Genomic DNA, 14,356 nt, shown 5'->3' on the forward strand with positions numbered 1-14,356 from the left:
GATGAGTCTGACAACGATCTGTCGGTTGTCTCGAGCGTCAAGTACATCCCAGGATAAAGCGCTCCGACGTCCTACACGCCGACCGGTCGACACGCACGCCACAGAATCGAGGATCATGAGCACCGTAACTGCGCCTGCCCACGAGCGCCCCCTGGTCTCCCACGTTGTTGCCGATGTCATCGCTGAGCGTTCGGAGGTGACCTTCGGCATCATGGGGAATGGAAACGCTTTTCTCGTGGGCCGACTCATCGACCTCGGGCATCGCTATGTCAAAGCACGCCATGAGGCCGGTGCCATGTCCATGTCACAGGGTTTTTATCTATCTACGGGCCGTGTTTCCACCACCACGACCACCTATGGTCCCGGGTACACCAACACCCTGACCGTGCTTGCCGAAGCGGCGCTGGCGAAGACTCCGATGGTGCTGGTGGTGGGCGCGGGGCCGAGAACTCCTCGGGCTTTCGACATCGACCAGACCGCGGTCGCCACTGCGATGGGCGTGACCACCCTGACCGTGGATGAATCGAACGCAGCTCGGTTGACCCACGAAGCGTACGACCTGGCTGCGCGGGATCTGAAACCCGTCATCGTCTCGATTCCCTACGACATCGCTGAAATTCCGGCCGCCTCACAGCAACCTCGCGGGGAGATCGAACCCAAGGTCACGGTGCGTCCGGACGCCGGCGACGTCGCGCGCGCCGCAGAACTGCTCCGGGGGGCACAGCGCCCGCTGATCATCACCGGCCGCGGCGCCCTCCTTGCTGACTCGCGTGATGAGGTGAAATCTGTCGGAGACAAGCTCAATGCCCTCTTCGCCTCCTCGGTGATGGCGCGCAATTACGTTGGCTCGGACTGGGACTTGGGCATCGCCGGCGGTTTCGCCACGATCGGGGCTGTGGAGCTAATGCGCCAGGCCGACGTCGTATTGGTGCTAGGCGCCAGCATGAACCTGTTCCAAATGCGCTATGGCACGTTGTTGCCAGGAGCCCGAGAGATCATTCAGGTGAACCTGGAGGAACAGCCAACCCACCCAGATGTGACTTTCCACATTCGTTCAGACATCGCCGAGTTTGCTCGGTCGTTGGACTCGCACCTGGTGGATCATCACGCCAATTCAGATTGGCGATCCGAACACCCTGAAGTCGCCGATCAATCGATTCATCGGCCGCTGGAGCTCAAGAAAACGGATTCGGTAGGCCGTATCAATCCGCGGGCGCTGGCATGGCGGCTCAATGAATTGCTCCCGTCGGAGCGGACCATCGTGCAGGATGGCGGCCACTTCCTTGGCTGGCTGGCCATGTACGCCGACTCCCCGGACCCTCATGGGCTACAGCATCCCGGGCTCACCTTCCACGGAATTGGTTTCGGATTCCCAACCGCAGTGGGGGCCGCACTGGCTCGACCAGACCGGCTCACAGTCCTGACCTGCGGTGACGGCGGCGGAATGATGACGCTGCCCGACTTGGAAACCCTGGTCCGTGAGGTACCGAAATCAATCGTCGTTGTCTTCAACGATTCGGCGTACGGCATGGAGATTCATCAATACCACCAGCGTGGCATCGACGAAGAGCCGATGGTCTTTTCCAACGTGGACTTTGCAGGAATTTCGGCGGCAGTGGGTGCACGTGGAGTGCGTGTCACTGAGCTGGAACAACTGGACGTGATCACCGAATTCGTTACCTCGGATGCGTCAGGGACACTTCTTCTCGACGTGCAGATTTCGCCGGAAATCATCGCCGAGTACGTCGTCGAGAAGGTCGAATACGAGGAGCGGCTTAAGGCGTCACACTGAGTCTGGGCGATGGCCTCGTCCTGCCAGTGGGTGAGCCCCCTGCGGGATAGGAGCATTGCGGATGTGCTCGATGACGACTCGCGCAGCGGCTGAGTTGTAGCGTTTCGGGTCCCACCACAAGCTGACTACGCGGCCATGCTCGATGGCCCCCACCTGTCGCTGGACGAGTCCTTCGGTGTTGGACACCCGGGCAGCCATCTCATTGACTAGCCCGAGCCCCAGGCCGCCTCGTGCCATTTGGACGAGGGTTTGTGGCTGTTGTGTGTGATAAGCGAGGCTCAGCGAGATACCCCAGGTGTCAGCTGCCCTGGTGATCTCGGGCTCGATCTGTCCGCCAGGCAATCCGACGCACACCACTGGATACTCAGCTAGATCGATCGGGTCAAGCGGATCCGTTGTTCCGGCCAGGGGGTGACCCGCCGGAATCAGCGCGACCAGTGGTTCTTGCCACAGCGGGTGGTAGGACAGAGAAGTGTCCGGTTGCGGAGGCCAGGCTCCACGTATCGCAATGTCGATTGTTCCGGCTTGAAGTTTGTCGGACAACGCCGTGGTTGTGCCTTCTACTGGTTCAATCCGGACATTGGGGTACGCCTCAGCCAACTGCGCGATGATAGGCACCAGGAACCCTGCGCTGGCACTGGGATGCGAGCCAACCACCACAACACCACGGACTTGCTGCGACATCTCTGCAATCGCTTCGGCGCCGCGGTCCAATGTTTCAATCGTTTTTCGGGCGAAGGGAAGGTACAGTTCGCCAGCGTCCGTGAGTTGCACTGGGCGGTGGCGTCGATCGAAAAGGACGGCACCCACGCTCCGCTCAAGTGCAGCCACGTGCGATGAAACTCGCGATTGAGAACGGTGGATCTTGTCGGCAGCGGCAGAAAAACTTTGTTCATCGACAACGGCAAGAAAAGATTCCAGCCACTCGGGCTGTTCGTCTCGTGGCATGGTTCCTCTTCTTCAGAATCAGTATCTGGATTCGGCGATGTTGATATCCGGTTTATGGCGTTGACTGCGAATTCTGCGTTCAACAGGATGAGGACATCAGTTAATTCAAAGTTACCTGGCTCACAGGCATGACTCACATCATGAAGCGGAAGGACCTTCATCATGACTACTGCAACGAGTTCCATTTTGTTCCGTCGTCGCGGCATTGCTGCCGGGGCAGTACTGTCCATTGCAGCGCTGGTGCTGGCGGGTTGTTCAAATAGCGGCGACGAGGAGGCTGGCGGAGACGCCGCAGCGAACGGCGACACCTGCGACATCTCAGCCGAATACCCCAGTGGCCCGATTGAACTTGTGGTGCCGTTCGCCGCCGGCGGTGGCACCGATTCTGTGGCGCGGCTCATCGCTGAGGAACTGGGCAGCGCAATGGACGCCCAGATTAACGTCGTCAACCGCACCGGCGGTGGCGGTGTGGTCGGTCACCAGGCCATCGCAACCGCCAACCCCAATGGGCAGACCATCGGGCTGGTCACTGCTGAATTGGCTATGCTCCACCATCTAGGGCTGACAGACGTAAGCCCCGAGTCCGTGACGACGATCTCGCAGATGAACGCAGACCCTGCTGGTTTGACCGTCGCGGCAGACTCAGAGTTTGAGTCCGTCTCAGACGTCATCGACCACGCGCGCGAGAATCCAGGCGACCTGGTTGCCTCAGGAACCGCGCAGGCAGGGATCTGGCACGTCTCGCTGGCAGGCATGCTGCTTGCTGAGGACGTTGATGCCGATGCTATTCGTTGGGTCCCTTCCGAAGGAGCAGCTCCGGCGCTGCAAGAGGTTGTCGCCGGTGGCGTGGATATCTCAACCGCGTCACTGGCCGAGAACCGTACGATGATCGAAGCAGGCCGGGCCAAGGCTCTGGGTGTGATGGACGAGGAGCGAGCGCCGGGCTTCGATGAGGTTGAAACGCTGCAGGAGCAGGGAATCGACTTCTCGATGGGTACGTGGCGAGGCATCGCGGGACCGGCTGATATGGATGAGGACATTGTGGCAGAGCTGGAGTGCCATCTGGGTCAGATCGCAGAGTCCGAGGCTTACACCACGTTCATGGAGGACGCTGGCCTGGGAATGCTCTATAGGAATGCTGAAGAATTCGCGACCTTCGCTGAAGAAGATGACGTCACCAAAGGCGATATTATCCGCGAGGCAGGACTGGCTGAATGACGTCAACCACCCTGACCACAACGAGGCCAGTGGGCAAGAACCCAGATCTGTACTTGAGCCTCAGTGCGGTAGGCGTTGGTGCGATCGTGCTCATTTACGCGTTGAGCCTTCCCACACTGGGCGACGGGCGTCCGGGGCCAGGCCTCTTCCCGGGGATCATCGCCTCTGGGCTGATTTTGTTCGGCCTCGCGCTCCTGTTCCGTACGGTCGTGACCAGCCGCCGTGCTGACAGCGCTGAGGCAACTGTGAGCGACGTCCAGGACGAGTCGCCAGACATACCCATAACAGGATCCGGAAACGCGGATGCGGCTCCACATGGAATGGAAATCGACCAGGAGACCGTGTCCACGCGTCGGGCTTGGGTCAACGGTGTTGTCATGCTGGCGAGCATCGTCGGGTACATCATGTTAGCGGAGCCCCTTGGATTCATCATCACGATGTTCCTTGTCAGCCTCGTCATCATGCTGCTGCTGAAAGCGAAGCCGGTGTCCGCGATCGTCACCTCGCTCGTGCTCTCATTCGGCATGTGGCTGATATTCGAACGCGGCCTTCAAGTTCAGCTACCCAACGGATTGCTGTGGTGAATCATGGTTAACAACTTCTCAGACGCACTGGGCATGGTGGCTGACCCCTTCGTGATCCTGGTGGTGGTCCTATCAGGGCTGCTGGGTATCGTGATCGGCTCCCTTCCAGGGCTGACATCCACGTTGGGTGCAGCGTTGCTGATTCCCTTCACCTTCTTCTTGGACCCGATTCCTGCGATCGCTTCGATCATCACGATGTCGGCCATGGCCATTTTTGCTGGTGACATCCCGGGGGCGCTTCTGCGTATGCCGGGAACACCGTCCTCGGCGGCGTATGTCTCCGATTTGTATGAAATGACCCGGCAGGGCAAAGCCAGGACCGGTTTGACCATTTCTCTGCTGGCCTCGGTTATTGGTGGCCTCGGCGGCTCCATCGTGTTGATTCTCCTGGCGCCGGTAGTGGGCGAGTTCGCCCTCGGATTCACCTCCTACGAGTATTTCTGGGTGGCGGTGCTGGGCCTGACCGCAGCGGTCATCGTCTCTCAGGGGTCTCAGATTAAGGGCACGATCGCCCTGATGACCGGGCTCTTGATCTCTACGGTGGGGCTGGACGTGGCGTTGGGATATCCTCGGTTCACCTTCGACCAGCCGGCGTTATACCAGGGCATTCACTTCATTCCCGCGATGATCGGACTCTTTGGTATCTCTGAGGTGCTGCGGAACGTCACCGAGAAGAAGGTATCCCAACCTATCGGCATTTCGATGTCGAAGAAGTCCAGCGAACAGGGATCCTTCGGAGCGGCCTCGCGCATTCTCTGGAAGCGCAAGGGCTCCTTGGTACAAGGCAACGTGACCGGATCCATCGTGGGCGCCGTGCCCGGTGCAGGCGCGGATATCGCTTCCTGGATCTCGTACGCCGTCGGGAAGAATACCTCGAAGAAGGACCCCTCGGAGAAGGGATATAACACTGGGCCGCTGGTGGCTGCCGGTGGTGCCAACAATGCGGCGCTGGGGTCCTCCTACATTCCGACCCTGGCTTTCGGTATTCCCGGCGACACCATCACGGCCATCCTCATTGGTGTCCTTCTGGTGAAAGGTATCGAACCCGGCCCGAACCTTTTCCTGACTCAAACGGATACCTTGTACGCGCTCTATGTCATCTTCATTCTGGCTAACCTGTTGCTGATTCCCCTGGGATTGATGGCGATTCGCACATCGGGGCTGATTCTCAAGCTTCCGCGTCCGGTGCTGATGGCCACCATCGTGGCACTGTCAGTGACGGGTGCATATGCCATCAATATGTCCTACCTGGAGATCGGCGTCGTGGTGGGTCTCGCTGTGGTGGGCTTCTTCTTCGAACGTTATGGCGTTCCGCTGGCCCCCGTTGTACTTGGAATCGTCCTGGGACCGAACCTAGAAGCGAACTTCATGCAGTCAGTCATCAAGACCAACTGGGATCTGTTGCAGTTCTTCACCCGGCCAGTGTCTGCGATATTGATCGGACTGACGGCTCTGGTGTTGTTGTTCCCGCTGATTTCGAAGGCAATTCGGGCGCTGCTGCCCAAGAAGGCGAAAGTGGACGAGGACCTGCCGACCTCGACGTCAGTTGGTAGCTGATTCTTCATTGCACATACGAGACGGTCGCTGATGACAGGCGTGATTGGTCGGACCGGATACGACGAATTAGAGGAAATCATGGATTTAGGACTAAAAGGTCGGACAGCGCTGGTGTGCGCGTCTACCAAGGGGCTGGGATGGGCCAGTGCACAAGCGTTGGCCGCTGAAGGCGTTCGGGTGGCCGTCAACGGTCGTGACCACGCTCGAGCGGAAGCGAAAGCGGCCGAACTGGGGGAATCAGCTATTGGTATCGGCGGTGATTTGACGACTGCTGACGGTGCCGTGGATCTTGCGCGGCAGGCCCTCAAGGAACTGGACCACATCGATATTCTGGTTCTCAATGGCCCTGGGCCGCACGCGGGCCCTGCTGTAGGGCAGGGAACTCACGATGTACGTGAGGCGTTGGAATCGCTGGTCGTGGCGCCGGAGGCACTGATGCAGGAGCTCCTACCTGGAATGCAAGAGCGACGGTGGGGACGAATCGTGCTGATTAGCTCGTCCAGCGTTGTCGCGCCCTTGGATAACTTGGCTTTGTCGAACATGGGGCGGCCGGCGTTGGTGTCGGTGATGAAGACATTGGCCACTGAAGTTGCCTCTGACGGTGTGACGTTGAACGCGGTGCTCCCAGGCAGGATTGCGACAGATCGCGTACGTCAGGTTGACGAATCAACGGCACAGCGTCGGGGCGTACCGGCCGAGAAGGTGTTGGCTGAGTCGGTAGCAAAGATCCCAGCAGGACGTCTCGGGCGCCCCGAAGAGATCGCCGCTGCCGTGGCCTACTTGTCGAGTGAGCAGTCAGCGTTCGTCACGGGGACAACGCTCAGAGTCGACGGAGGAATGGTTCCGGTGCTGTAAGGACTCAACAACGTTGCAGCTGAGGCACGTGAGTTCGGGACGATCCTCAGCTGGATCAGCGCTGGCGCAGTACCTCGGCGATCTGGGCCACGCAGGGCTCGTTCTGCAGGCTGGTGGTGTCGCCCAGCGTGTCGTCCTGGTAGAGCTGGGTGAGCAGCCGGCGCATGATCTTTCCGGAGCGGGTCTTGGGGACATCGGGGACGAACACCACATCGCGGGGCTTGGCCACCGGCCCGATCACCTTGGCCACCAGATTCCGTAGCTCGGCGGTGGCCTCTTCGGGTCCGGTTGCGCCGTCGGCGCCAAAACCGTCTCGGGCCACCACGAAGGCCACCGCGGCGTGGCCGGTTTTCGGGTCGGTCACGGGGCAGACCCCGGCCTCGGTGACCAGCGGGTGGGTGACCAGGGCGGACTCAATTTCGATGGTGGAGAGGCGGTGCCCGGAAATGTTGATGACGTCGTCGATACGGCCCAGGATCCAGATGTCGCCGTCGTCGTCGATTTTTGCGCCGTCGCCAGCCAGGAACCAGCCCTGCTCCACGTAATCCTTCCAATAGGAGTGGAAGAACCGCGATGGGTTATTCCAGACGGTGCGCGCCATGGAGGGGACGGGGCGGGTGACCACGATCTTGCCCTGCACGTTCGCCGGGGTGGGCTGGGCGTCATCGTCGACGACGGCGGTGGCCATGCCGGGCAGCGGGCGGGAGCCGGAGCCGGGCTTGAACCGGGTGTCGGTTTGGCGTGGGGAAATCACGGTGGCCCCGGTTTCGGACTGCCACCAGGTGTCGACCATGGGCACGCCCACCGACGGGTCTGCGGGATCGTCGATGCGGCGGGAATCGCGGCCGATCTGAGACCGAGCCCAGCCCCAGGCCTCGGGGTTGACCGCTTCGCCCACGGTGCCGATGAGCCGGATGGAGCTGAGGTCGTATTCGGCGGGGATACCGTGGGCGTGCCAGCCCTTCAGAGAGCGCAGCAAGGTGGGGGCGGTGTAGTAGCTGGTGACCCCGTAGCGTTCGATGACCTCGAAATGTCGGCCCGGGTGCGGGGCGTTGGGCACACCTTCGTAAATCACCTGGGTGGCGCCGTTGGAGAGCGGCCCGTAGAGCTCGTAGGTGTGGGCGGTGACCCAAGCCAAATCGGCGGTGCACCAGTGAACGTCACGATCGCGCTGGGTGACGTCGGGGTTGGAGAAGAGGTAGTCGAATGTCCAGGAGGCGGCGGTGAGGTAGCCGGCGGAGGTGTGCACCAGGCCCTTGGGTTGGCCGGTGGTGCCGGAGGTGTACATGATGAACAGCGGGGTCTCGGCGTCGAAGAACTCCGGGGTGTGCTGCTCGGATTGGGTGGTGACGACGTCGTGCCACCACACGTCGCGACCGGGCACCCAGTTGATGGTGTCGCGGTGGCCGGTGCGGTCGATGACGAGGACGTGCTCGATGTTGTTCTCGCCCGACACCGCTTCATCGGCGTTGGCCTTCACCGGCACGGCCTGCCCGCGGCGGAACTGGCCGTCGGTGGTGACCAGCAGCTTCGCCCCGGTGTCCTCCACCCGGAATCGCAGCGCTTCTGCCGAGAAGCCGCCGAACACCAGGGAGTGCACCGCGCCGATGCGGGCGCAGGCCAGGGTGATCACCACGGTCTCCACCAGTACCGGCAGGTAGATGACGACGCGGTCGCCGCGGCCGACGCCGAGGGCCTCCAGCGCGTTGGCTGCCTGGTTCACTTCCTTCTGCAGTTGCGCATAGGTGACGGCGCGGCGGTCGCCAGGTTCACCCTCGAAGTACAGGGCGACGGTGTCGCCGCGGCCGGCCTCGACGTGGCGGTCCACGCAGTTCACGGCCACGTTGAGCGTGCCACCCGTGAACCACTCCATCACCGGTCCCCGCTCTTCGGCAGGGTTCGGGGCGGTCCAGGAGTGGACGGTATCGAACGGGGTCTCCCAGTCCATGCGCTGAGCGGCGGCCTCCCAGAAGGCGATGCGATGGGCCTCGTCGACGGGGTGACCGTCACCCCGTCCGCCGTGGAGCTTGTCGGCTGGGCGTCCCGGGTGCACATCGGCGTCGGCGGCGTCGACGATTTCTGCGGGCAGGGGACCGGGCTGGCGTTGCGGACGATGCTGGTACTGCTCGGTGAAGAGTTCGGCGGCCAGGCCTGCGGGCCAGGTGACGGTGGCCTGATCGGCGGGTGCAGAAGACACGGGAGTAAACCTCTTTCCATCGTTTCTGGCGGTAGCACCCTCGCCCGCGAAAATTCACGGCAGGGTTGCTGCGGCGTCGTCGATCCAGATCTCTCGGCCGCTCGGGATGGTCAGATTCCAGTCTACAAACCGAGGCTGTGTCTCAGCTCCACAGTGACGAAATGGGTAGCACGTGAAGCCGGTCACGCGTGGTCATCGAGGGGCGGTGATCGTCGGGACCGGGGTGAGGTGCTCTGGCCTCATCGTCGTAGGTTGTTTACAGCGGAAAACTGCTCTGACAGGGCATGATGTTCATTCACCTGCAGATTTGCCAGGGTCCATCTGCAGATCTGCCACCTTCATCGGGGCGCACGAAAGCCGCAGGCATCGGGGATGCTCAGCGGCTCTCGTGAAGGCGTTCGCGCGGGTCAGGCGTCGGCGTTGGTTACCGTGAGGAACGGTGTGGGGGCGTCGACGGCCTGGTTGCGGTTCTCGAAGCCCAGTGCGTTGTTCAGTGCGTTTTCGGCATCGAACTCGACGACCTTCTCTGCGAACTGCCACTGCACGGTGACCTCGGAGCCGGCCGCCGAGCGGATCAGATTGATGGCGGGGCAGGTGTGCTCGACGTCGCGAGCGAACTGGGTGAGTTTCTGCTCGTCGCGTTCGGAGGTGGCGACCACGATGTTGAGCTGCAGGGTGTGGAAGTGGGGCTGGACGTCGGCCTTGCCTTCGAGGCCACGCAGGTCCTGGGCCGCATAGACGTAAGTGTGGACGCCGTCGAGTGGCAGGTCCCGGGCGCCGGCCTGGGCTTCGATCACCACAGAGACGCAGCCGTTGAGCGCTCCGATGATGTATTCCATGGGGTTCGGGCCCTCATTCTTGCCGCCCATTTCGGTGGGCTCATCCACGAGGAATGAGTAGCCGCCGGCGGTGACGGTGGTCTGGGCGCTGCCGTGCCAGACACCGGAGGTGCGGTGAGAAACGGAGGATTCTACGGAGGGTGCATCTGCGAAAGTCGTCATGGGTGCCAGCCTAGGGTGATGCCAGGATCGCGTCGAGGGGGGCGCAACCTGGCCGCAACATCAGGACATAGCACCGCCCCGGCCGCTCGGTACGAATACCGGAGCGGCCGGGGCAGCGATAGTCAGTGTGATGACCAGAGTGGGGATCTGGCGGGTGATCAGCGCTCCGGGTCCAGCACGAAGTCGTAGGTGGTCTGGTTGCCTTGGCCCTCGGCCGGCTGGATGTCGAGCATCAGCTCCGGCTTCACCGCCGAGGCGATGTCGTCGTCGTTGTGCTCGTCGCCGGGGAAGTAGAGCTGCGCGGTGAGCAGCTCGTGCCCGGGTGCGGAGACCTTCAGGTGCAGGTGGGCGGGACGCCAGGCGTGCCACCCGGCCGCGGCGATCAGCTGACCGCAGGCGCCATCCGTGGGGATCTGGTATGGCGCGGGCTGGATGGTATCGATGGCGTAGTTGCCCTGCTCATCAACGGTGAACGTGCCGCGCAGGTTCCACTCGGGCAGGTTCGGTGCGAACTGAGAGTAGAAGCCCTCGGCGTCGGCTTGCCACAGTTCCACCTTCGCGTCGGGCAGGACGGAACCGTCGGTGGAGCGAACCTGGCCCTGGAAGAGTAGCGGCGTGCCGGGCTCGTCATCACGGGTGGGCATGGTCCGGTTGTCCGCGGGCTGCGGCGCTTCCGGCACGTAGTAGGGGCCTTCGATGGAGCCCTTGTTACCTTCGCGGTGCTCCGTGGCCACCTCTTCGACCGAGTGCTCGAGCCAGACGTCGAGGAACAACGGCCATTCGCCGTCTTCACCGACCTTGATCAGCCACGCCTTCAGGGCGTTGAACTCGTCGTAGCTGACCTTTTTGTCCAGGATGATCTGGTTAGCGGCACCCACCAGGGCGCTGGCCAGTTCGTTGACGCGCTCCTGGGAGGCTTCGACTTTCGAGAGTTTGCCGGAGCGGCGGAAGGTGTCAGTGGCGGAAGCGCCCGAGGCGGCTGCGCTGGCTTCGGTGGTGTCCTGAGTCATCTCGATCTCCTCATGTCTCCGTGTGAGACGTATAGAACGGGTGCGATGGTGAGGCCCCGCGACGCGTTTCACACGGGCATCCCACGCCGTCTATGGTGTGATCCGCATCATAGGGTGTATGTTTCCAGGTTAGGACGCGGTGAGGAGGAATAGAAATACCTTCTACTCTCAGACTCAGAGCCTGAGCGTATGAATCAGGGTGTTCTGAGATTCTGAAGAGTGCTTCAGGCCCAGCGACGCACCGCCCAGCGCTCAAGCACCCCGAGCAGGGCATCGGTGATCTTGCCGATGACGGCCAGCAGGATGATGGCCAGGATGAGCCGGTCGGTCCGACCGTTGTTCTGCGAATCGGTGAGCAGGAAGCCCAGCCCCATGGAGGAGGCGATGAGTTCCGCGGCCACCAGGAAGAGCCAGGCCTGGGCCAGTGCCAGTCGCAACCCGGAGAAGATCGCCGGAACGACAGCGGGCAACTGCACGGTGAGCAACAGCCGGGTGCCGTGGTAGCCGAAGGCCCGGCCCGCTTCGACCAGGTGCGGGTCCACATGGCGTAGCGCGGAGTACAGGGTGGTGAACACGGGGAAGAACGCGCCGATCGCGATCAGGGTGACCTTCGAGTTTTCGCCGATCTGCAGCCACAGGATCAGCAGCGGCACCCAGGCCAGTGACGGCACGGCGCGCAGTGCGCCCAGCAACGGTGAGAAGAGGGCATCCGCCCAGCGGGAGAGGCCCAGCGCGGAGCCGAAGGTCAGCCCCAGCACGGCGCCGATGCCGAAGCCCAGCAGCACGCGCTGCACCGAGATGCCGATGTGCTGCCAGAGCTCGCCGCGCTCGATCAGACTGAGCCCGGCATTGAACACGGAGGAGGGGGAGGGGAGCTGTACGGCCGAGAACACCCCGGCGGCCGTGACCGCCCACCAGAGCGCCAGCAGCGCCAGGGGCACGACGGCACCCACGAGCACGGCCACACCGCGCCGGTTCAACAACGAGCTGCGTTTGCGCGGGGGCGCGACGGTGGATCCTGACTCCGACGTCGGATCAGTAGCGGGCGCCGGGTTCTGAATGGTGGCGCTCATCGGGCTCACTCCTCGGTATCGTCGGCGTCGGCCGGATCAGCAGCCGCCTCGGCGAAGCGCGGTTCGAAGAGCTCCTCGAGCGCGGTGTCGATGGTGGCCTGGTCGTCGACGTCGCCAGTGGAGACGAAGATCGGGGCGATGCGCTCCAGCACCGCGTACTGGTCGTCGCCGGGCACCGGGCTGATATCGAAACCGGAGCGCTCGCCGATCACAGTCTGGGCCAGCTCAAGGTCAATATCCGCTTCGTCCGCCAGGATCTGTGCGGTCTCATCGGGGTTCTCCAGCGCCCATGCGCGGGCACGCTCGTAGGTGTCCACGACCAGCTGTGCCAACTCTGGGGACTCCTCGATGAAGGACTCGGTGGCATTGAGGAAGCTGTAGGTGTTCAGATCCACATTGCGGTAGAACAGATTCGCCCCCTCGGACTCGGCGGAAGCCATGATCGGGTCCAGCCCGGCCCAGGCGTCGACCGAGCCATTCTGCAGGGCGGTGCGGCCATCGGCGTGCTGTAGGTTCTGCACCTCCACGCTGTTCAGGTCCACCCCGGCCTCGTCGAGCGCCTGGACAAGGAAGAAGTAAGGGTCGGTGCCGCGGGTGGCGGCCACGGAGGACCCCTCCAGGTCGGTGACCTCGGTGATGTCGGAATCCTCGGCGGCGACCAGCGCGGTCCACTCCACGTTGCCCACCACGTCGATGGTCTTGATCGGGGTGCCCGTAGAGCGGGAGAGCAACGCGGCCGAGCCGGCCGTGGAGCCGACGTCGATGGCGTTGGCGCGCAGGTTCTCGTTCGCTTTGTTCGATCCGGCGGAGAACACCCACTCGACGTCGACGCCGTCGGCCTCCAGCTCTTCTTCCAGCCAGCCCTGCTCCTTGATGATCAGCGAGAGCGGGTTATAGGTGGCGTAGTCGATGCTCAGGGTGTCGACGCTGGAGCCGTTCCCGTCCCCGGTGTTCTCGCCGGATCCACCCTCTCCCGCGCAGGCAGTGAGGGTCAACGCCGCGGCGGCCACTGCGGCGATGGATGTGATCAGGGTGCGAGTGGACTGTGTCATGCGTAGACCTCCGAGGGGATGTCGCTAGTGTCAGCGGCGGATGAGCGAGCGGAATGATGGGTGTCGACGCCGAGGCCGTCGAAGAGTTCGGCGCGCAGAGCGGCCAGCTCGGCCGAGGCGCGGTCGCGGGGGCGGGTGCCGGGCACCTCGACGATGCGCTGCACGGTCGCACCCTCCGCGTCGGAGCCGGGAGCACGACCCAGCAGCAGGATCCGGTCTGAGAGCTGCAGTGCCTCGTCGACGTCGTGGGTCACGAGCAGGATGGTGGTGCCGGTGCGGGCATGGACATCCAGCAGCAGGTCCTGCATCTTGAGCCGGGTCAGCGCATCGAGGGCGCCGAAGGGCTCGTCCAGTAGCAGCACGCCGGGGCGGCGGGCCAGCGCCCGGGCCAGGGAAGTGCGCTGGGCCATGCCACCGGAGACCTCGCGGGGCCGGTGGTCGGCCACATGGCTGAGCCCCACCAGGCTGAGCAGTTCGTCCACCCGGGCGCGACCGTCCGAGGCTGAGGTGCCACGGGGGAGCCCGAGGGCGACGTTGGCGTGGATGGTGCGCCAGGGCAGCAGCCGCGGCTCCTGGAAACCGACGGCGGTGCGCTCATCGTGGGCGCGGACCGGGGAACCGTCGATGAGTACCTGACCCGAGTTCTCAGTATCGAGGCCACCGACGGTGCGCAGCAGGGTGGACTTCCCGCAGCCGGAGGCGCCGATGATCGAGAGCACCTCACCGGGGCGGACATCGAGATCGACGTCGCGCAGCACGGTGCGGTGAGAATCGCCGACCGGGAAGGCGCGTCCTACCTGGCGGAATTCGACCGAGAGTTGGGTCGAGGAGTTGACGGATGACACCGAAGACATTGAGATCACACTCCATCGTTCCTGGCGGTAGCACCCTTGCCCGGAAGTCGACGGTAGGAAAACGCATTCGACTGCGGAGGGTTGCTGCGGCGTCAACGAGCCAGATCTCTCGGCCGCTCTGGATGGTTACCCGTTCATCCTAGACGGATTAAGGGGGTGCGGGTCAAAAACGCGTTAACAATGCCCGGGGCGGATCCGTGAAGATCCACCCCGGG

General features: G+C 63.1%; 12 protein-coding genes and 2 riboswitches. Of the genes, 5 read left to right on the forward strand and 7 right to left on the reverse strand.

The window, feature by feature from the left end:
• Positions 1-115: 115 nt before the first annotated feature.
• Entirely contained in the window at positions 116-1,792 is a 1,677-nt protein-coding gene (locus P8192_RS02470; protein WP_278158231.1) for a thiamine pyrophosphate-binding protein, read from the forward strand.
• Here P8192_RS02470 and P8192_RS02475 read toward each other — a convergent pair.
• Positions 1,784-2,740 (reverse strand): LysR family transcriptional regulator, encoded by a 957-nt coding sequence (locus P8192_RS02475; RefSeq protein ID WP_278158233.1) that lies wholly within the window; start codon positions 2,738-2,740, stop codon positions 1,784-1,786. The two genes, P8192_RS02470 and P8192_RS02475, sit on opposite strands and share 9 nt — an antisense overlap.
• 162 nt (positions 2,741-2,902) lie before the next feature.
• Here P8192_RS02475 and P8192_RS02480 point away from each other — a divergent pair, with 162 nt between their 5' ends.
• Genes P8192_RS02480 through P8192_RS02495 form a run of 4 tightly spaced genes read left to right on the forward strand, consistent with a single transcriptional unit; the run spans position 2,903 to position 6,954 of the window.
• Positions 2,903-3,958 (forward strand): tripartite tricarboxylate transporter substrate binding protein, encoded by a 1,056-nt coding sequence (locus tag P8192_RS02480; protein WP_278158235.1) that lies wholly within the window; start codon positions 2,903-2,905, stop codon positions 3,956-3,958.
• 29 nt (positions 3,959-3,987) lie between these two features.
• Positions 3,988-4,542: a tripartite tricarboxylate transporter TctB family protein gene (locus P8192_RS02485; RefSeq protein WP_278158238.1), complete on the forward strand. Its 555-nt coding sequence runs from the start codon at positions 3,988-3,990 to the stop codon at positions 4,540-4,542.
• 3 nt (positions 4,543-4,545) lie between these two features.
• Positions 4,546-6,099 (forward strand): tripartite tricarboxylate transporter permease, encoded by a 1,554-nt coding sequence (locus P8192_RS02490; RefSeq protein ID WP_278158240.1) that lies wholly within the window; start codon positions 4,546-4,548, stop codon positions 6,097-6,099.
• A gap of 30 nt (positions 6,100-6,129) precedes the next feature.
• Positions 6,130-6,954, forward strand: coding sequence for an SDR family oxidoreductase (locus P8192_RS02495; protein ID WP_333481994.1), 825 nt, complete (start codon positions 6,130-6,132; stop codon positions 6,952-6,954).
• Between the two features lie 55 nt (positions 6,955-7,009).
• On the opposite strand, the gene acs is transcribed toward P8192_RS02495, so the two are convergent.
• The 6 genes from acs to P8192_RS02525 form a co-directional block, all read right to left on the reverse strand.
• Positions 7,010-9,007 (reverse strand): acetate--CoA ligase, encoded by a 1,998-nt coding sequence (gene acs, locus P8192_RS02500; RefSeq protein WP_431521157.1) that lies wholly within the window; start codon positions 9,005-9,007, stop codon positions 7,010-7,012.
• A 157-nt stretch (positions 9,008-9,164) separates the two neighbouring features.
• A riboswitch (SAM riboswitch) is annotated at positions 9,165-9,264 on the reverse strand.
• 294 nt (positions 9,265-9,558) lie between these two features.
• Positions 9,559-10,152: an OsmC family protein gene (locus tag P8192_RS02505; protein WP_278158241.1), complete on the reverse strand. Its 594-nt coding sequence runs from the start codon at positions 10,150-10,152 to the stop codon at positions 9,559-9,561.
• Positions 10,153-10,310: 158 nt separating this feature from the next.
• Entirely contained in the window at positions 10,311-11,162 is an 852-nt protein-coding gene (gene catA, locus P8192_RS02510; RefSeq protein WP_278158242.1) for a catechol 1,2-dioxygenase, read from the reverse strand.
• A gap of 224 nt (positions 11,163-11,386) precedes the next feature.
• Entirely contained in the window at positions 11,387-12,235 is an 849-nt protein-coding gene (locus P8192_RS02515) for an ABC transporter permease (protein WP_278158244.1), read from the reverse strand.
• Between the two features lie 5 nt (positions 12,236-12,240).
• On the reverse strand, positions 12,241-13,287 hold the full coding sequence (locus tag P8192_RS02520) for an aliphatic sulfonate ABC transporter substrate-binding protein (RefSeq protein ID WP_278158245.1): 1,047 nt from the start codon (positions 13,285-13,287) through the stop codon (positions 12,241-12,243).
• Positions 13,284-14,141 (reverse strand): ABC transporter ATP-binding protein, encoded by an 858-nt coding sequence (locus tag P8192_RS02525; RefSeq protein ID WP_278158247.1) that lies wholly within the window; start codon positions 14,139-14,141, stop codon positions 13,284-13,286. Before P8192_RS02525 ends, P8192_RS02520 begins: the two co-directional genes overlap by 4 nt.
• Positions 14,142-14,150: 9 nt before the next feature.
• Positions 14,151-14,270: riboswitch (SAM riboswitch) on the reverse strand.
• Positions 14,271-14,356: the final 86 nt, after the last annotated feature.

Origin of the sequence: Citricoccus muralis, assembly GCF_029637705.1 — a bacterium.
Classification (GTDB): domain Bacteria; phylum Actinomycetota; class Actinomycetes; order Actinomycetales; family Micrococcaceae; genus CmP2.